This is a genomic window from Sulfitobacter sp. W074 (genome assembly GCF_025142275.1).
In the GTDB taxonomy this organism is placed as follows: domain Bacteria; phylum Pseudomonadota; class Alphaproteobacteria; order Rhodobacterales; family Rhodobacteraceae; genus Sulfitobacter; species Sulfitobacter profundi.
Genome location: NZ_CP081130.1, coordinates 3,405,708 through 3,423,676, shown reverse-complemented (window position 1 = coordinate 3,423,676; position 17,969 = coordinate 3,405,708). Strand labels below are relative to the sequence as shown.

The 17,969-nt window shown below is 60.6% G+C and carries 16 protein-coding genes; 12 read left to right on the top strand and 4 right to left on the bottom strand.

Annotated features, from left to right (window positions below):
• Position 1: 1 nt before the first annotated feature.
• The 5 genes from K3762_RS17080 to K3762_RS17060 all read left to right on the top strand — a co-directional run bounded on the left by K3762_RS17080 (position 2) and on the right by K3762_RS17060 (position 5,180).
• Positions 2-535, top strand: a complete 534-nt coding sequence (locus K3762_RS17080; RefSeq protein ID WP_240791552.1) for an Lrp/AsnC family transcriptional regulator — start codon at positions 2-4, stop codon at positions 533-535.
• A 128-nt stretch (positions 536-663) separates the two neighbouring features.
• A complete protein-coding gene (locus tag K3762_RS17075; RefSeq protein WP_260010717.1) occupies positions 664-2,148 on the top strand; it encodes an NAD-dependent succinate-semialdehyde dehydrogenase in 1,485 nt (494 codons plus the stop codon).
• A gap of 47 nt (positions 2,149-2,195) precedes the next feature.
• The gene (locus K3762_RS17070; protein ID WP_260010714.1) at positions 2,196-3,566 is read left to right on the top strand and encodes an aspartate aminotransferase family protein; all 1,371 of its coding nucleotides are present in this window, start codon (positions 2,196-2,198) and stop codon (positions 3,564-3,566) included.
• Positions 3,567-3,852: 286 nt separating this feature from the next.
• Entirely contained in the window at positions 3,853-4,824 is a 972-nt protein-coding gene (locus tag K3762_RS17065; RefSeq protein WP_067940937.1) for a PleD family two-component system response regulator, read from the top strand.
• The gene (locus tag K3762_RS17060) at positions 4,821-5,180 is read left to right on the top strand and encodes an Hpt domain-containing protein (RefSeq protein ID WP_067940935.1); all 360 of its coding nucleotides are present in this window, start codon (positions 4,821-4,823) and stop codon (positions 5,178-5,180) included. The genes K3762_RS17065 and K3762_RS17060 overlap by 4 nt, the downstream gene beginning before the upstream one ends.
• A gap of 90 nt (positions 5,181-5,270) precedes the next feature.
• On the opposite strand, the gene K3762_RS17055 is transcribed toward K3762_RS17060, so the two are convergent.
• The 3 genes from K3762_RS17055 to K3762_RS17045 all read right to left on the bottom strand — a co-directional run bounded on the left by K3762_RS17055 (position 5,271) and on the right by K3762_RS17045 (position 10,646).
• Positions 5,271-5,642, bottom strand: a complete 372-nt coding sequence (locus tag K3762_RS17055) for a response regulator (protein WP_067622348.1) — start codon at positions 5,640-5,642, stop codon at positions 5,271-5,273.
• Between the two features lie 12 nt (positions 5,643-5,654).
• On the bottom strand, positions 5,655-7,307 hold the full coding sequence (locus K3762_RS17050) for a PAS domain-containing sensor histidine kinase (protein ID WP_206054274.1): 1,653 nt from the start codon (positions 7,305-7,307) through the stop codon (positions 5,655-5,657).
• Positions 7,308-7,445: 138 nt separating this feature from the next.
• Complete coding sequence (locus tag K3762_RS17045) at positions 7,446-10,646, bottom strand: CHASE domain-containing protein (RefSeq protein WP_240791551.1); 3,201 nt, start codon at positions 10,644-10,646, stop codon at positions 7,446-7,448.
• A gap of 278 nt (positions 10,647-10,924) precedes the next feature.
• Between K3762_RS17045 and K3762_RS17040 the strand changes: the two genes are divergently transcribed.
• Positions 10,925-12,538 (top strand): GMC family oxidoreductase, encoded by a 1,614-nt coding sequence (locus K3762_RS17040; RefSeq protein WP_260010710.1) that lies wholly within the window; start codon positions 10,925-10,927, stop codon positions 12,536-12,538.
• 3 nt (positions 12,539-12,541) lie between these two features.
• The gene (locus K3762_RS17035; RefSeq protein ID WP_260010707.1) at positions 12,542-13,507 is read left to right on the top strand and encodes a nitronate monooxygenase family protein; all 966 of its coding nucleotides are present in this window, start codon (positions 12,542-12,544) and stop codon (positions 13,505-13,507) included.
• Positions 13,508-13,527: 20 nt separating this feature from the next.
• Here K3762_RS17035 and K3762_RS17030 read toward each other — a convergent pair whose 3' ends face one another.
• Positions 13,528-14,391, bottom strand: a complete 864-nt coding sequence (locus K3762_RS17030; RefSeq protein WP_067622333.1) for an LOG family protein — start codon at positions 14,389-14,391, stop codon at positions 13,528-13,530.
• 173 nt (positions 14,392-14,564) lie between these two features.
• Here K3762_RS17030 and dapD point away from each other — a divergent pair, with 173 nt between their 5' ends.
• The 5 genes from dapD (at position 14,565) to K3762_RS17005 (ending at position 17,943) form a co-directional block, all read left to right on the top strand.
• Entirely contained in the window at positions 14,565-15,392 is an 828-nt protein-coding gene (dapD, locus tag K3762_RS17025; RefSeq protein ID WP_132443893.1) for a 2,3,4,5-tetrahydropyridine-2,6-dicarboxylate N-succinyltransferase, read from the top strand.
• 56 nt (positions 15,393-15,448) lie between these two features.
• Complete coding sequence (locus K3762_RS17020) at positions 15,449-15,703, top strand: GlsB/YeaQ/YmgE family stress response membrane protein (RefSeq protein WP_067622328.1); 255 nt, start codon at positions 15,449-15,451, stop codon at positions 15,701-15,703.
• A gap of 88 nt (positions 15,704-15,791) precedes the next feature.
• Positions 15,792-16,130 (top strand): hypothetical protein, encoded by a 339-nt coding sequence (locus K3762_RS17015; RefSeq protein WP_067622327.1) that lies wholly within the window; start codon positions 15,792-15,794, stop codon positions 16,128-16,130.
• A 101-nt stretch (positions 16,131-16,231) separates the two neighbouring features.
• The gene (gene dapE / locus K3762_RS17010; RefSeq protein WP_260010704.1) at positions 16,232-17,377 is read left to right on the top strand and encodes a succinyl-diaminopimelate desuccinylase; all 1,146 of its coding nucleotides are present in this window, start codon (positions 16,232-16,234) and stop codon (positions 17,375-17,377) included.
• On the top strand, positions 17,374-17,943 hold the full coding sequence (locus tag K3762_RS17005; RefSeq protein ID WP_260010701.1) for a TIGR04282 family arsenosugar biosynthesis glycosyltransferase: 570 nt from the start codon (positions 17,374-17,376) through the stop codon (positions 17,941-17,943). Before dapE ends, K3762_RS17005 begins: the two co-directional genes overlap by 4 nt.
• Positions 17,944-17,969 lie beyond the last annotated feature (26 nt).

Genomic DNA, 17,969 nt, shown 5'->3' with positions numbered 1-17,969 from the left:
CATGACAATTGACAAGTCTGACCTGCGCTCGCATGAAACTGGCATGAGCTTTGTCAAACTGGATAAACGCGATATCGCGGTGCTGTCGATCCTCTCTCGCGAGGGGCGCATCGCCAAATCTGCGCTTGCCGACAAGGTTAATCTTAGTCCCACCGCCTGCGGGGAACGGCTGGCGCGGTTGGAGTCTGCGGGCATCATCACCGGCTATCAGGCTCATGTCGCCCTGCGCCGCATTGCCCCGCATGTCACCGTCTTTGTGCAGGCCGAACTGGGCAATCATCGTGCCGAGGCGTTTCAACGGTTCGAAGCCGTAATCGCGCAGCATGATGAGATCGTCCAGTGCTGGGCCTTGGGCGGCGGCTTTGACTATCTGCTACAGGTCGTCACTCGCGACATCGACAGTTACCAACGTCTGATGGATGCGCTGCTGGATCAGCAGGCCGGGCTGACGCGCTATTTCACCTATGTGGTCACCAAATCGGTCAAATCGGCGCCGCTGCCGCTGTCGCTGCTCTTGCCCGAAGACGAAAGCTGAGCCGCCGTAGTTTTTGCGGCGGGCAGGGTGCTGCGCCGCAAAACCTCCTGCCGATGGTGTGATATTCGGTCAAACCCGCGCCACATCCTGCGTTACCTTCGGGGCAATTCATCCCAAGGAGGTGCCCGATGACCAAGATGATCCCAACCCCTGCCGATGGTCTGCCCGCGCTGACGCGGGGCGAGCTGGCCCGCCATTTCGCCTATGTCGGCGGCGCATGGGTCGCTGGCGCGCAGAGCGATGACTTCAAGGTGACTGACCCGGCAAGCGGTGCGGTCTTGGGGTCGGTTGCCAAGCTTAACGCCGACGACAGCCGCGCTGCAGTGGATGCCGCCCACGCCGCCTTCCCCCATTGGGCGGGCCTGCTGCCGCAAGAGCGTGGTGCCATCCTGCGCCGCTGGCGCGATCTGATGCTGGAAAACCGCGAGGATCTGGCGCGGATCATGACCGCCGAACAGGGCAAACCCATCTCGGAATCGCGCGGAGAGATCGACTATGCCGCGTCCTTCTTTGAGTTCTATTCCGAAGAGGCGCGCCGCCCCAACATCGAAGGCGTCACCTCGCATCTGCCGGATGCAGAGGTGGAAATCTGGCGCGAGCCGGTGGGCGTGGCCGCACTGATCACCCCGTGGAACTTCCCCTCTGCCATGCTGACCCGCAAGGCAGGTGCGGCGCTGGCGGCAGGCTGCACCGTGGTGGCGCACCCGTCGGCAGAGACGCCATTCTCGGCGCTGGCACTGGCCGAATTGGGCGAACAGGCGGGGCTGCCCAAAGGCGTGTTCAACGTCGTCACTGGCGAAGCGCCGGAGATCGTGAAACCCTGGATGGAGGACAACCGCGTCCGCGCCATTTCCTTCACCGGATCCACGGAGATCGGCAAACTGCTTTACCGTCAGGCGTCGGGTAGTGTGAAACGCTTGGTGCTCGAACTCGGCGGCCATGCGCCTTTCATCATGTTCGATGATGCCGATATGGACCGCGCGGTCGAAGAGGCGATCAAGGCCAAGTTCGCCACCTCCGGACAAGACTGCCTCGGTGCCAACCGCTTCTTTATTGCCCGCGACAGCTATGCGACCTTCTGCGCGCGATTCACCGCAGCGACGCAGGCGCTGACCGTGGGCGTCGGCGCGGATGATCCCGACATCGGGCCGTTGATGAACGAGAAAGCCGTCGCCAAACAAGAAGAGCACGTCAAAGATGCGCTTGACCGTGGGGCGCGGCTGCTTTGTGGTGGCAAGCGGCACGCGGCGGGGCCGCTGTTCTTTGAACCGACGGTGCTGGCGGATGTGCCTGCCGACGCGCTGATCATGCGCGAAGAGACCTTTGGCCCCGTGGCCGCCATCGCGGCCTTCGACAGTGAGGATGAGGCGATCACACGGGCCAATGACACGGAGTACGGGTTGGTGGCCTATGTCCACAGCCAAGACCCACGCCGCATCTACCGCGCCAGCCGGGCGCTGTGTTTCGGCATGGTGGCGGTGAACCGCACCAAGGTGACCGGCGCGCCGATCCCCTTTGGCGGGACAAAACAATCGGGCATCGGACGCGAAGGGTCGCGGCTGGGGCTCGAAGCCTTTACGGAAGTGAAATACGTCTGCCGTGACTGGGCCTGAGATTTGAAGATACGGCGCAAAGGCGCGTCGGAAGAAAGGAAAGACCAATGCTGAAGAACGATATGCTCGAACAATGGGACCGTGAAAATTTCTTTCACCCCTCCACCCATCTGGCGCAGCACGCGCGCGGCGAAAGCCCGACCCGTGTGATCAAGACCGCCAAAGGCAGCCATATCACCGACCGCGACGGCAACCAGATGCTCGACGCTTTTGCCGGCCTCTATTGCGTAAACGTGGGCTACGGCCGGACCGAGATCGCCGAGGCGATTGCCGAGCAGGCGCATGAACTGGCTTATTACCATTCTTACGTCGGCCACGGCACCGAGGCGAGCATCACCCTGTCCAAAATGATCCTCGACCGCGCGCCCCAAGGCATGAGCAAGGTTTATTTCGGCCTTGGTGGCTCGGACGCGAATGAGACCAACGTCAAGCTGATCTGGTATTACAACAACATCCTTGGCCGTCCTGAGAAGAAAAAGATCATCTCGCGCTGGCGTGGCTATCACGGGTCGGGTCTGGTGACTGGCTCGCTGACCGGATTGGAGCTGTTTCACAAGAAGTTCGACCTGCCGCTGGCACAGGTGGTGCACACCGACGCGCCCTATTACTACCGCCGCCCCGACGCCAACATGAGCGAAGCAGAGTTCACCGCGCATCTGGTGGGCGAATTGGAAGCGCTGATCGAACGCGAGGGCGCCGACACCATCGCGGCCTTCATCGGTGAGCCGGTTCTGGGCACCGGGGGCATCGTGCCGCCGCCCGAAGGCTATTGGGCTGCCGTGCAGGAAGTGCTGAACAAACACGACATCCTGCTGGTCGCGGATGAGGTTGTCACCGGCTTTGGCCGTCTGGGCAGCATGTTCGGCTCGGATCACTACGGCATGAAGCCGGACCTGATCACCATCGCCAAGGGCCTGACCTCGGCCTACGCGCCGCTTTCGGGTTCGATCGTGGGTGACAAAATGTGGAAGGTGCTGGAGCAGGGCACCGATGAAAACGGCCCCATCGGCCACGGCTGGACCTATTCGGCGCACCCCATCGGCGCGGCTGCGGGGATCGCGAACCTCAAGCTGATCGACGATCTGAAACTGATCGAGAATGCCTCGGACGTGGGCGGTTACCTCAATGCGCAGATGAAGGCGGCGTTGGGCGATCACCCCAAAGTGGGCGATATTCGCGGCGAAGGGATGCTCTGCGCCGTGGAATTGGTCGAAGACCGCGATGGCCGCACGCAGTTTGATCCGGCGCGCAAAGTGGTGCCGACCATCGTCGGCGATATGCTCAAGGCCGGGGTCATTGCCCGCGCCATGCCCCAAGGCGACATCATCGGCTTTGCGCCGCCCTTCTGCCTGACCCGCGAAGAAGCGGATAAGGTCGTGGGCGCCACTGCCGAGGCGATCAAGGCAAGCTTGGGCTAAGACCCAAGGGGATGAGGATAGAGCGGCCCGGCGGAAACGTCGGGCCGTTTGCGTTGAGGGGAATCACCCTTGGACGCGAAGTGGCGAGTCGTCCGATCACAAATGAAAATGCGGTAAAGATGGCCGTTTTTCGGGTCAAATTCTCTCGATATGGAAACAGTGCCCCGGTTTGTCGCCTATTTACTAAGAATTCGTCAAAATTAGGCCACAGTTCCCAGAGAAATTAGGACAAAGCAGCGGTCCGTCCAGTTTGGGCCCCTAAGATTTTGATCTGTGGAGAGATGTAATGAAAATTCTGGCGGTGGATGACGACCCGATTATCCTCGAATTGCTCGGGCAATTTGTAGAGATTATCGGTGCGCATGAACTAACGACCGCCCCATCTGCTCTGCATGCGGTCGATATGTTGGGGGATCCCGACCTCGGTCCGATTGATTGCTTCATGCTTGATATTCAGATGCCGGGCATGGACGGGATCGAACTGGCGCAGCACATTCGCAACTCGGCGCGCCATGCCGATACGCCAATTTTGATGCTCACCGCGATGTCCGACAAACGCTATATCGACGCGGCCTTTGCCGCCGGGGCAACCGACTATGTGACCAAGCCTTTTGAGATTGCCGAGCTGAAATCACGCATCGGGCTGGTCGAAGGCATGGTGAAAGAGCGTCAGCAGCGGACCAAGAAGATTTTCGCCGCCAAGACCATCGCCGATCAGGCCACCCATATGGAATTGTTCGAGCCGGTCCCGATCTATGACGTGGACAATGTGATCGACTACACCGCGATGGAAAACTACGTCGCACAGCTGTCGCGCAGCGCGCTTTTCGGCTCCACCGCCTTTGCCTTTACCATCCGCGAGGTTGACGCCTTCCACGCAACGATGACCTCTTTCGAGTTCTATAGCCTTGTGTCCGATGTGGCCGAGATCCTGTCTGATACGCTTGTCGACCATCAGGTGCTCATGTCCTACGCGGGCAATGGCACTTTCGTGTGCGTTACGGAAAGCGGATGGCGTCCGAATATGGGCGGTTTGATGGATGCGGTTAACTTGGAGTTGTCTCAAACTGAATTGTTCGACAATAATGGCGAACGTGTTCACCCGCGTGTGAGCGCGGGGGAGGCCGTGCGGCTGATCTGGAAGAGCGGCAATTCCGTCATGGATGCGCTGGCGCAGGCTCATGCAAGCGCAGAAGCCGCCAGTGAGGCACATACGAAATCGCTCAATGACTTTTGGCAGAATGATCAACAGGCATGACTAAAATGTTAGCTGAACTTCCCGGCATAGAGCGCATTCGCAAGCGCTTTGTCGAAATGCTGGACGAACGCCAGACGCTGATCGCAACCCATGGCTTGGCCGCTTGGGACGGGACGACCGTGGATGAGATCAAAGGCAATCTGGCCAGCGCGCAGGCCATTCTGCACCAGATCGCAGGCAGCGCCGGGTCGCTCGGCTTTGAAGAGCTTGGCCGTCTGGCGCGTCAGTGCGAAACCCAAATCGTCGAGCATCTCGCAGGACCTCGCGCCGAACGCGCGGATTGCCCGATCGAGATCATCTCGGAACTGGATGGTTTCGTCGCGCATTGCAGGCAGCAAATCGACGCCCAAGCCTAAGGGCACGGCGGCCGTGCTTTGCGCCGGCCCCATTCCTACAGACAATTTATCTAGAAGCTGCCCAATAGGGCAGGCCAAGTGGTCGCTGGCCTAGTTGGCCTGCATCGCCGCCTTGACCTGATCCGCGAGAGCAATGGGGTCGAAGGGTTTGCTGATCACGTCAGCGGCCCCCAGATCGCGCAGCTCTTCGATCTCGTTATGCTGGGCGCGGGCGGTCATGAAGATCGCCGGCACGTCACGCAGGCTATCCATTTCGCGCATCTTCTCAAGGGTCTGGCGGCCGGTCATGCCGGGCATCATCATATCGAGCAGGATCACATCGGGCGTATAGGACTGAACCTGATTCAGCGCCGCTTCCCCGGTCTCGCATTGGACGACGTCGAAATCGCCGCTTAGCTCAAGCGCCATCAGCGCGATTTCACGAATATCGGCGTCATCCTCGACGTGCAGCAGTTTGATCATTCCATACTCTCTCTAGGAGGCTTCGCGCAGCAACGCAGCCGGTTCCTCTGCCGCTACCTGAGAATTTTTCTTCGGCAGGGTAAAGTAAAATGTCGTACCAAATCCCTCGCGGCTGTCAAAACCTATTTTACCGCCAAGATTCTCGACGATGGCTTTGCAGACGCTGAGGCCCAGCCCGGTGCCGCCATTGTCGGCCCGGTTGGAGTTGGACAGATCGGCAAACCGCTGGAACACCTTGTGCTGCTCAGAGGCCGGGATACCCGGGCCGCGGTCCGCTACAGAGATGCGCAATTCGTTCTCATTCTCTTCGGCGCGAATGGTAACGCGCTCTCCGGGTTTGGAGAATTTGGACGCATTGGATAAGAAGTTCGTCAGCACCTGAATGACCCGGTTCGGATCTGTGGTCACTTTGTTCAGGTCATCCGTGCCTTCCACTTGAATGCGCACGCCGTGGCGCTGTTCAAGCGAGGCGTTCGCGGCGCTGGTCTCATGCAGAAGTTCTGCGATATCAACCTCTTCAAGGTTGAACTCCAGCCGCCCGTTCGCGATCTTTTCCAGATCGAGGATGTCATTGATGATCAGCACAAGCCGGTCGGCATTGCGGTGGGAGATTTCTAGCAACGCCCGCGCTTTGCTCGGCAATTCACCCGCCGCCCGCGACAAAAGCAGCCCCATAGAGCCCTTGATCGAGGTCAGGGGCGAGCGCAGTTCATGGCTGACCATAGAGATGAATTCCGACTTCATCCGCTCTTCGCTGATAATATCCGAAACGTCGTGCAACATGACCAGGAATCGCCCTGCCGCGCCGCCGGTGGGCAGAAGTTTGATGGTGACTTGGAAATGATTGCCAAACAGTTGCGTGTCGAACTGCGTCATCGCCTTGCCCGACTTTTTCAGATCCCGGCAGGCCTCAAGAAGGGCTGGATTGTCGCATTTTTCTGCCAAGGTTTCGAGCGTTTGCTCGGTATAGGTGTCGGTACACCAGCCGCTTCGGCTCATGGCGACGCGGTTCATATAGCTGAAACGCTCGGTCTCGGCATCGACGATCCAAATGTCATCGCGCAGTTCATAAAGCGTTTCCGCCGTGTCGCGTTCGGCCAGAAGTTCCTTAGCGTGGGTCACATCGGTACGGGCTGAGATCGACCCGGACCATGCCCCTTTGTTGTCGAAAAGGGGCATCACGGTGCATTGCGTCTGTATCACCCGACCATCGGCGCAGCGCAGCGGGGTCTCTCCCTGCCATGTCTTGCCGGCCATCAAGGTGGCCCGGATTTCTGCCAGAAGTTCGCGAAACTCATCTTGGTAAAGCATCGACACAGGCTGGCCGATCAACTGATCGCGGGTATAGCCCGTCAGTTCGATGAAACGGTCATTAACCTGTTCCAGCATTCCGCCGGTATCGACGATATTCACAATGGCGTGGCTATCAAATGCCCTAAGCCTTTGTTCCATATCGAAACTATCAGTACCCCTCTCAGGGCTTGACTGGAGCGCGTTCGCGGCGAAGGGCGTTAGCCCCGCCAGAATGATCGCGCCGACGACGGGGATAACCTCCCCCATTTGACCCGCGAAAAGCGCGGAGGTTGCGGTGTACCAACTGCCGGAAATGGCAGTGCCCAGAAAAAATGTGGCGGCGGTACGCTTGGTAAATGGCTTTGAAGACACTCGTAATTCCTCGCCCCGAAGCGGACATGCTCGAACTATAGCATGACATGTGCGTTGTAATTTAAACAAAATGCCAGAGCATATTGGCAATAATATGGCGTGTCGCACTTTAGCGTCACTTCGCCGTGGTGCGACAGGTTAAGATGCGCGTGCGGTTGTTCCCGTAATTGAGTTGACCACCGAGCTGATCCCGCTCCGTGATTTGACAAGGTTGATCCCGACGCGGGGATCGGGCTCTCGGTTGTTGTCGGCGGATAGGCTGATGATCTTGGCCTCTGGGTGCAGACGGATGATGTCCTCCAACAAAGAGCGGGCATCGCCGTCTGGCAGGGACCAATCAAGGATCACCACATCAAGCTCTTCTTGGCCGATCAACTTCTGCGCTTGAGCGAGGTTGGTGACATTGGTCACCTCTGCCACGCTGTCCAAACCGGTGCGGATCACCTCTGCAAAGTCGATATCGTCTTCGATATGCAGCACGCGCAGCTTCGTGTCCCGCTCCCCGATTTCCGCGTCGGGGGCGGCGGGCGATTGCACGGTTTCGGCCTCGGCGATGGGGCAGGTGAACCAAAAGACGGTGACGCCTTTCGGGATGCTTTCGAATCCGATGGTACCGCCCTGACGTTTGATGATCTGCCGGGTGATGTTCAGCCCCAGCCCGGTGCCGCCCTTGGCGCGTGTGTCGGACCCATCGGCCTGAGAGAACGCCTGAAAGATGCGCGGGCGGAAGTTTTCCGGCACGCCGGGGCCGGTGTTCTGGATAAAGACAATCGCCCGGTCCCCCAGCCGCTCGGCGCGAATTTGCACCTCGCTCTCGGCATCGGAATATTTGCAGGCGTTTGAGATAAGATTGGCCAAGACCTGCCGCGTGCGGCTTTCATCCACCCGAACCGTCAGCGGTTTGTCGGGCAGTTGCACGCCCAAGGTGTTGTTATGAGTGATCGCGAAGGGCGACATTTCGTTGACCGAGTCGTTGATCACCTTGTTCAGATCGACATCGTGGAAATCGAACTGCACCTCGCCCGACGAAATCTTTTCGAGGTCCAGAATATCGTTCACGATATGCGACAGCCGGTCGGCATTGCTGCGCGCGATGTCGATCAGCCGGATATGCGCCGGCAGGAAGCGGCTGTTGTCCGTGGTGTCGATCAGACCCAAGGCCCCTTTGATCGAGGTCAGCGGTGTGCGCAGCTCATGGCTGACGGTCGAGACGAATTCGCTCTTGATCTGCTCAAGCTTCTTTTGATCGGTGATGTCGTTGATCTGAACGATAAAGACATAGCCGCGCGTGTTCTTGTCAAAGGTCCACGAGACGTTGAACAGGCCCCAGCGTTCATAGCCCAGCTTGTGGGTGATGCGGTATTCGGCCTGATAGTTTTGTGAACTGCGCGAATCGACGAGCCCGCGAACCTCACCATAGAGCTTTTGCAAATCGCCCTCGGGCATCAGATCGCCCAGTTTGGTATTCGACAGCAGTTCTTCTTCGCTATAGCCGCAGAGCGTGCAAAGCGCGCTGTTGACGCTGTTGAACACGCCCCCTTCGCCCAGAATCGCCATGCCCACGGGGGCCGCTGCCAGCACCTGCCGAAACCGCCGCTCGCTGGTTTCAAGCGCATTGCGGGCATGGACGATGTCGGTCACATCGGTTTGGGTGCCCACCATCCGCAAGGCAGTGCCGTTTTCATCGCGTTCGGTCACCACCGCGTCCGAGCGCATCCAGCGCCATTCCCCGGTGCCAATCTTCAGCCGGTATTCGGTGACGGAACGTTGTTGCTGCCCTGAGATGCAGGCCTGATCGGTCTGGTTCAGCAGCGGCAGGTCTTCGGTATGGACCCGCTTGAGGAATTCCGCCTGCGGATCGGTCAACCGCTCGAAATCGGCCATCCCCAGAATGCGCCGCCATGTGTCGGACACCTCGGATTTCCCGGTGCGCAGGTCGATGTTAAAAACGCCGATCTGCGCGCCTTCGAGGGCGAGGTCATAGAGCGCTTTGTTCTTCGCCAGTTCATCCTGCACCGCAAGTTCCGAGGTCAGATCGCGCACGATTGCCGTCACGCGCCGCTCGCCGGTATGGGTGGTCCAACTGTTGCGTTGCAGATCAAGCTTCAGGTCTTGGCCAAAGCAGGTCTTGCCTGCCGCGTTGACCTGCTCGTGGTCATGGTCTTCGATCAAGTCGGTGACGAGATTGCGGAAATCCATCCCCTTGAGCGCCTCATGCCCATAGCCAAAGCAGACCAGCGCCGCTTGGTTGGCGAAAAGCACGCGGTCCTCGCCGTCAAGCAGGAATACAGGCGTCACAGCGTTATCGATGACGGCGCGGTTTTCCTCTTCATGGGCGTCGATCTGGCGTTCGCGCAGCACGGCAAGCTCGCTCAGGGCCGCGCTGCGCTGGCGCAGGCTGCGGAAGGCGACGAAGAAAAGGATCGCCAGCAATATGCCGGAAATCAACAGGATCTCCGGCACGGCACTGTGCGTGGCGCTGTCGAAACTGATCGTGCTGACATGGACCACGGTCCAAGGGCGGCCAAAGCGTTCGATCGTTTGGGTAATGCTGTGATGCCCGCTTTCGACACCTTCGGGCGTGCTGTCGAAAATCCGGTTCTCCGGGGCGGTGGTCAGCCCATCGAAGACTTTGATTTCATAGGCCTCCCCCTGAGCCGGGGTCAGCGCGTTCAGCAGGTTTGCACCGACAAAGGGCGCATAGACCCAACCGATAAAGCCTGCCGTATCCTGCGCCGGACGGTTGCCGGCGGCATAGACTGGACGTAGCAACAGAAAACCGGGCTGACGGGATTTGTCCTGCACCAGCAAAATGCGCGGTGTCAGTTGCGGCTCTCTGGTCTCGCGGGCCCGCAGGGCGGCGCGGCGGCGGTCCTCGTTAAAGCTGATATCAAGGCCCACGGCCTCTGCATTCGGCCCTTGGGGGTAGATATATTGGATCACCATCTTCTCGGCGTTGCCGGTGTTGGGGTGGATCCGGAAATCTTCTATCCCGAGGGCGGTTACCTCTTCGATGAAAGCCTCTTCGGTCCCTCGGGCGACCGGGGCGACAAAGCCGATGCCGTTGATGCCGGGCAGAAAGGTGTCGATCTCCAGCGTATTGACGTAATGCGCGAAATCGCTGGCGGTCACTTCGTCAGAGGCGTTCATGAAGGCGGCGATGCCGTTGAGGCTCTGCAAATAGGTGTGCATCCGCGCGTCGAGGCTTTGCAGGCTTTCCTCGGCGATCCGGTCAAAGGCCCGTTCGGTGGCGAGATCATTGCTGCGATTGCTGTAGAGAAACACCCCAAAGGTGATGGCGAGACATCCGAGAAACAGTATGAATTCGGGTCGCCGCACTAATTATAACCCTTGTCTCTGGCCACCAGAAGGCGGCGAAATTTTAACCCCAAGGCAAAACCTAACGCATCGGGGCAATATATCCAGTTCGGCCATATTCACCTAAGAGCCGAAAAAATCAACAAACGGATGCGCTGCGCGGGCAAAGCGCGAGGAATGTGGCTTTGCGGCAAATGCCGCGGTGGGCGGGCGACTTACGGCAGGGATTGTGACCTGTCGCCGGGCGCTCTACCAATAACGCGCCGGGGAGGCGGGCCAGAATATCGGGAGAGATCACCATGCACGACGAGACACAGCTAGAGGGTCGCTATGACTATATCATTGTCGGCGCTGGCACCGCGGGCTGTGTTTTGGCCAACCGTCTCAGCGCTGATCCAGCCAATAACGTCCTGCTGCTCGAGGCTGGGGGGGATGACAACTACCACTGGGTCAAGGTGCCGGTGGGGTATCTCTATTGCATCGGCAATCCGCGCACCGATTGGATGATGAAAACTGCGCCCGAGCCGGGGTTGAACGGGCGCTCTCTGACCTACCCGCGCGGCAAGGTGCTGGGCGGCTGTAGCTCCATCAACGGCATGATCTACATGCGCGGGCAGGCGGCGGACTATGACCATTGGCGGCAGCTTGGCAACGCCGGGTGGAGCTGGGACGACGTGCTGCCCTATTTCCTCAAGTCCGAGGATCACCACGCGGGCGGCAATGACATGCACAGCGCCGGAGGCGAGTGGAAGGTCAGCAAACAGCGCCTGCGGTGGGACATTTTGGAGGCCGTGCAGGACGGCGCGCGGGAGTTCGGGATCGAACCGCGCGCCGATTTCAACGATGGCGATAACGAAGGCTCGGGCTTTTTCGAGGTGAACCAACATGGCGGTGTGCGCTGGAACACGGCGCGCGGTTTCCTGCGCCCCGCGATGCAGCGGCCCAACCTGCGGGTGATGACACATGCCCATACCAATGGGCTGATCCTAGAGGGCAAGCGCGTGACCGGCGTGCGCTTTACCCACGAAGGCCGCGCCCTGCGGGCCGTGGCCGAGGGCGAAGTGCTGTTGTCGGCGGGGGCAATCAACTCACCCAAGATCCTCGAACTCTCGGGCATCGGGCAGAGCGAGCTTTTGAGCGGCATGGGTATCACCACGCTGCATGAACTGCCCGGCGTGGGGGAGAACCTTCAGGACCATTTGCAGATCCGCACCGTCTATAAAGTGCAAAACACCAAGACGCTCAACACGATGACCCATTCGCTTTGGGGGAAGGGGCGGATGGGTCTGGAATATCTCATGCGGCGCAGCGGCCCCTTGGCGATGGCGCCCAGCCAGTTCGGCATGTTCACCAAGTCCGATCCGGCGCTTGAGACGCCCGATCTGGAATACCACGTGCAGCCCCTGTCGACCGACAAGCTGGGCGATCCGTTGCACCCGTTCCCGGCGATTACCGTTTCGGTCTGCAACCTGCGGCCCGAGAGTATCGGCTCTTGCCATCTGACCAGCCGCGACAGCGCGGTGCAGCCCGACATCCGTCTGAACTATCTTTCCGCTGAGAGCGACAAGCGTGTCGCGGTCGCGGCCATGAAACAGGCGCGACACATCATGACGGCCAAGGCGCTGCACCCTTATCAGCCCGAGGAAATCTTGCCCGGCCCCGTCGTGCAGAGCGATGAAGACCTGCTCGACAAGGCGCGCGATATTGCCACGACGATCTTTCACCCCGTTGGCACCTGCAAGATGGGCAGTGATCCGATGGCCGTGGTCGATGCCGATCTGCGGGTGCATGGGTTGCAGGGACTGCGGGTGATTGATGCCTCGATCATGCCCAAGATCGTCTCGGGCAACACGGCATCGCCGACGGTGATGATTGCCGAAAAGGCCGCTGATGCCATTCTGGCGGGGCGGTAGGGAATGCTGACCACGCGTTTGACCAAACGGCTGGGGATCAGCCATCCGATCATCCAAGCGCCCATGGCTTTCGCCGCGGGCGGGCGGCTGGCGGCTACGGTCTCAAGCGCGGGGGGCTTGGGCATGATCGGCGGGGCCTACGATTCCGGCGAATGGATCGCTGAGCAGCAAGATCTGGCGGGCAACCAATCGGTCGGCTGCGGCTTTATCACTTGGAAACTGCGGGAGCATCCGCAGGCGTTGGAGCAGGTTCTCGCCCGCGACCCGGCGGCGGTCTTTCTTTCGTTCGGCGATCCGGCAGAGTTCGTCCCCGCGATCCGAGCGGCCAAAGTGCCGCTGATCTGTCAGGTGCAAACCCTGCGCGATGCCGCCCATGCGATTGATCTGGGGGCCGAGATCATCGTCGCCCAAGGGGCCGAGGCTGGCGGCCACGGCGAAAAACGCGCGACCTTTACCCTTGTGCCCGAAATTGCCGATCACATCGCCCGCCATGCGCCCGACACGTTACTTTGTGCGGCAGGCGGCGTGGGTGACGGGCGCGGGTTGGCTGCGGCGCTGATGCTCGGGGCCGATGGGGTGGTCGTCGGCTCGCGCTTCTGGGCCTCGGAAGAGGCGCTGGTGCATCCCGCGATGCTAAAGGCCGCGATTGAGGCCAGTGGCGATGATACGCTGCGCAGCACCGTGACCGACATCATGCGCGGCTATGACTGGCCCAAACGCTACACGGGCCGCGTGCTGCGCAATGAGTTCACCGACCGTTGGCATGATGACCCCGACGGGCTGCGCGCCGCGCTGGCGCAGGAGTTGCCACGTTGGCAGGCGGCGGTGGCAGAGGGCGATGCTCGCACCGCCAACGCCTTTGTCGGAGAGGTCGCAGGGTTGATCGGCGCGGTCAGTCCCGCCGCCGATATCCTGCGCGATATTGTCCAAGGGGCCAAAGTGGCCTTGAGACAGACCTTTACCCGGTGACGGGGCCGGGCAAGGCCCGATCAGCCGTGATCTTCGACCTCTTCCCGGCCCGGCACATGTTCGCGGGCGGGGGCGGTCTCCCAATTCTCGATCACTTCCATCGCCTCATCCGCGCTTTCGACAAAGCGGAACAGGTCGAGGTCTTCGGCAGAGATCGTTCCGGCATCGGCCAGCGCGTCCCAATTGATGATTTTTTCCCAGAACTCGCGCCCAAACAGCAAGAAGGGCACGCGGTTCATGCGGCCGGTCTGGATCAGCGTCAGGGCCTCAAAGAGCTCGTCCATGGTGCCGAAACCACCGGGGAAGACGCAGATCGCGCGGGCGCGCATCAGGAAATGCATCTTGCGGATCGCGAAATAGTGGAAGTTAAAGCAAAGCTCCGGCGTGACATATTCGTTGGGCGCCTGCTCAAACGGCAGCACGATATTCAGGCCGATGGAATGGCCGCCCGCGTCCAGCGCGCCACGGTTGCCTGCCTCCATCACACCCGGCCCACCGCCGGTGACGATGACGTTCTCCACGCCGCCGGTTTCCATCGACTTTTCAGTCATCAGCCGGGCAAAGGTGCGCGTCTCGTCATAAAAACGCGACAGATCGGCCAACGTTTTGGTGCGGGCGGTGTGTTTCTCGGCTGGTGCAGGAATGCGCGCGCCGCCAAAGAGCACGATGGTCGATTGGATGCCGTGGGCATCGAGCAGCAGTTCGGGCTTGAGCAATTCCAGTTGCAGGCGCACCGGGCGCAGCTCATCGCGGCACATGAAGTCGTCGTCGGTAAAGGCCAGACGGTAGGCGGGCGCGCGGGTTTGCGGCGTGTCGGGGGCGTCTTGGGCCTTGGCGCGGTCAACATTGGCGCGGCGCAGGGGGTGGCGGTGTTCCTCGGTCATCCTCGGGTCTTTCCTTGGTCTAGGGCTTGGCTCAGGTGGCGCGATGGCCGCTCAGGTCAACATGCATTGTTGATCACAGAATGACCACGCCCCTCATCGCCCGGCAATTGCACCCTTGGCGGTGCAAGGCTATAGCCCTCAAAAGGCCTTTTCATCATTCGGAGACTTGCCCCATGTCCAACGCCCAACTTGAAACCGCCATCGAAGCCGCTTGGGATACCCGCGACCAGATCACATCCGCCACCACCGGAGAGACCCGCGACGCCATCGAAGAGACGCTGAACGCGCTCGACAGCGGCAAGCTGCGCGTGGCGGAAAAGCAGGACGACGGTCAGTGGCATGTCAATCAGTGGGCCAAAAAGGCCGTGCTGCTGGGCTTCCGCATCAAGGATATGGAACATCAAGAAGGCGGCCCGCAGGGCGCTGGCTGGTGGGACAAGGTCGACAGCAAATTCAAAGGCTGGGGCGATGCCGAATGGAAAGAGGCCGGTTTCCGCGCCGTGCCCAACTGCGTCGCGCGCCGCTCGGCCTATATCGCGCCCGGCGTGGTGCTGATGCCGTCTTTCGTGAACATCGGCGCCTATGTCGACAGCGGCACCATGGTTGATACATGGGCCACCGTCGGCTCCTGCGCGCAGATTGGCAAAAACGTGCACCTCTCGGGCGGCGTCGGCATCGGCGGTGTGTTGGAACCGATGCAGGCAGGCCCGACTATCATCGAAGACAACTGCTTTATCGGGGCGCGGTCGGAAGTCGTCGAAGGCTGCATCGTGCGCGAAGGTTCGGTGCTGGGCATGGGTGTCTTCATCGGCCAGTCGACCAAGATCGTCGACCGCGAAACTGGTGAGATCATGTATGGCGAAGTGCCCGCAGGGTCGGTCGTCGTCGCAGGCACCATGCCATCGAAGAACAACGTGAACCTTTACTGCGCCGTGATCGTGAAACGGGTGGACGCCAAGACCCGCTCCAAAACCTCGATCAACGAGTTGCTGCGCGACTGAGGGAACCAAATGCCCCTTCATAGCGTTGAGACCTGAATTCAAAGGAGATTAACGACATGACGGGTATCGGTTGGTTTGCCGCAATCATCGTGGGTGGCCTTGCAGGCTGGATCGCAGAAAAAATCATGAAATCGGACATGGGTCTGATCATGAACATCATCCTCGGCATCGTTGGTGCCTTGGTCGCGAACTGGCTGTTGATGCTGATCGTTGGCAGCACGCTGGGCGGTTGGTTCGGTCAGTTGGTGGTCGGTATTATCGGTGCCTGCCTGCTGATCTGGGTCACACGGTTGGTCCGCGGCAAGACTTGATTGCCAAGACCTAAGGGCAGGGGCGCGGCCCCTTTCCAAATCTGAGCGAAAAGGTTAGGGCTGCCGAAAGCAATCGGCGGCCCTTATCATGTCTGAACCCAAGAAAACCAAGAAACCTTCGCGCCAGCAGGTCTTTACCCTTTTGGTTCAGATCGGTCGCAAGGATGGCGATGGCCTGCCCGACAAGGCCACCGGGGCCGCGCTGATGTGTTTCGCCTCTGGTATCGACGAGGCCGAAGCCGTGCGAGAGACCGTGGCGATCCTCAAACAGGCCGACACCAACCCGCTGGACGTGACCGGCTATGGCACGCTGGAAGAGCGCGAGGCCGAGGGCCAAGAGATCGACGGCGAAGAGCGTGAGTTGATGCAGCGCGCACTAGAGGAAAACTCGGTCATCGTCGCCCAAATGACCCCGTTTTTCGACTGACCACGGTCCCACACGGGGAATTGCAGTGCGCCCCCTTGGCATCGGCGCGATTTGCCCACACAAGTTACCGGACAAGCGATAACCCCTGAAAAGGAGCCGAAATGTCCGGTCTCGACCCTGTTGATCTCACCGCAAAACTGGTGCGCTGCGCCTCTGTCACCCCCGTCAACGACGGTGCGCTGGAGGTGCTGGAAGAGGTGCTGGGTGCGGCGGGGTTTGACTGTACGCGCGTAGACCGGGGCGGCGTGTGCAATCTCTTTGCCCGCTGGGGCAATAAGGGCAATACCAAGTCTTTCGGCTTTAACGGTCACACCGATGTGGTCCCCATCGGGGATGAGGCCGACTGGTCGATTCCCCCCTTCGGAGCCGAGATCAAAGACGGCATCATGTATGGCCGCGGCACCACCGACATGAAATCCGGCGTGGCAGCCTTTGTCGCGGCGGCGGTTGATTTCGTCAAAGACACACCGCCCGATGGTTCCATCGTGCTGGCGATCACCGGGGACGAAGAGGGCGACGCGCTCGACGGGACCACGGCGCTGTTGGACTATATGACCGAGAACGGCGAGCGGATGGATGTCTGCCTTGTGGGTGAGCCGACTTGCCCCGAAACCATGGGCGACATGATCAAGATCGGGCGGCGCGGGTCGATGAACGCGCATTTCAAGGTGACGGGCAAACAGGGCCACGCGGCCTATCCGCAGCGGGCCAACAACCCGCTGCCCGCGATGATGCGGCTGATGGACCGTTTGGCCAGCTATGAGTTGGATCAGGGCAGCGATCATTTCGATCCGTCGACACTGGCGGTTGTCACGGTCGACACTGGCAACAAAGCCACCAACGTGATCCCGGCGCAGTGCCGCGGCGCGGTGAATATCCGGTTCAACGACCACCATTCAGGCGCAAGCCTCAGCGATTGGCTGCGCGGCGAAGCGGACAAAATCGCCGAGGAATTCGGCCTACAGGTGGAGGTGGAGATCAAGATCTCCGGCGAGAGCTTTATCACCCCGCCGGGCGCTCTGTCCGATCTGGTTTCGGGCGCGGTCGAGGCGGAGACTGGGGTGAAGCCGGAACTCTCGACCACCGGCGGCACCTCGGACGCGCGTTTTGTCAAAGCGCATTGCCCGGTGGTCGAGTTCGGTCTGGTCGGCCAGTCCATGCACCAAGTCGATGAACATGTGCGGGTCGAACATATCGAGCAGCTTAAATCCATCTACACCCGCGTGCTGCGGAATTATTTCACGTGAAACCAACGCTCATCGTTATGGTAAAAGAACCGCATCCCGGTCGGGTGAAAACCCGGCTGGGCCGTGACCTTGGCATGGTGGGCGCGGCATGGTGGTTTCGCCACCAGACGCGCCGCCTGCTGCGCCGCATTGAAGACCCACGTTGGCAGGTGGTGCTGGCTGTCGCGCCGGATGTCGAAGGGCTGCAAAGCCGGGTTTGGCCCGCGCATTTGCCCCGCTGGCCGCAGGGCAGGGGCAATCTGGGCGACCGCATGGCACGGATGCTACGCGCCGCACCGGGGGCGGCCTGTGTGATTGGGGCGGATATTCCCGGTATCAACCGCAAGGAGCTGGCGCGGGCCTTTACGGCACTCGGCAATCATGACGCGGTCTTTGGCCCCGCGCCCGATGGGGGCTACTGGCTGGTGGGGTTGAAACACCCCCGCCGCGCACCGCCCAGCCTGTTCGACGCTGTGCGCTGGTCCGGCCCGCACGCGCTGGCCGACAGTCGCGCGACCCTGCCGGGCTACCGGATTGCGCAAGTTTCGACCCTGCGCGACGTGGACGAAATTCACGATTTGCCATGACGACAGGGGGGCTGCGTGCTACCTGC

What these genes read in the sequence shown, in the direction of transcription:
- K3762_RS17080 (WP_240791552.1), top strand. Translation starts at nt 2, where the DNA reads ATGACAATTGACAAGTCTGACCTGCGCTCGCATGAAACTGGCATGAGC.
- K3762_RS17075 (WP_260010717.1), top strand. Translation starts at nt 664, where the DNA reads ATGACCAAGATGATCCCAACCCCTGCCGATGGTCTGCCCGCGCTGACG.
- K3762_RS17070 (WP_260010714.1), top strand. Translation starts at nt 2,196, where the DNA reads ATGCTGAAGAACGATATGCTCGAACAATGGGACCGTGAAAATTTCTTT.
- K3762_RS17065 (WP_067940937.1), top strand. Translation starts at nt 3,853, where the DNA reads ATGAAAATTCTGGCGGTGGATGACGACCCGATTATCCTCGAATTGCTC.
- K3762_RS17060 (WP_067940935.1), top strand. Translation starts at nt 4,821, where the DNA reads ATGACTAAAATGTTAGCTGAACTTCCCGGCATAGAGCGCATTCGCAAG.
- K3762_RS17055 (WP_067622348.1), bottom strand. Translation starts at nt 5,642, where the DNA reads ATGATCAAACTGCTGCACGTCGAGGATGACGCCGATATTCGTGAAATC.
- K3762_RS17040 (WP_260010710.1), top strand. Translation starts at nt 10,925, where the DNA reads ATGCACGACGAGACACAGCTAGAGGGTCGCTATGACTATATCATTGTC.
- K3762_RS17035 (WP_260010707.1), top strand. Translation starts at nt 12,542, where the DNA reads ATGCTGACCACGCGTTTGACCAAACGGCTGGGGATCAGCCATCCGATC.
- K3762_RS17030 (WP_067622333.1), bottom strand. Translation starts at nt 14,391, where the DNA reads ATGACCGAGGAACACCGCCACCCCCTGCGCCGCGCCAATGTTGACCGC.
- dapD (WP_132443893.1), top strand. Translation starts at nt 14,565, where the DNA reads ATGTCCAACGCCCAACTTGAAACCGCCATCGAAGCCGCTTGGGATACC.
- K3762_RS17020 (WP_067622328.1), top strand. Translation starts at nt 15,449, where the DNA reads ATGACGGGTATCGGTTGGTTTGCCGCAATCATCGTGGGTGGCCTTGCA.
- K3762_RS17015 (WP_067622327.1), top strand. Translation starts at nt 15,792, where the DNA reads ATGTCTGAACCCAAGAAAACCAAGAAACCTTCGCGCCAGCAGGTCTTT.
- dapE (WP_260010704.1), top strand. Translation starts at nt 16,232, where the DNA reads ATGTCCGGTCTCGACCCTGTTGATCTCACCGCAAAACTGGTGCGCTGC.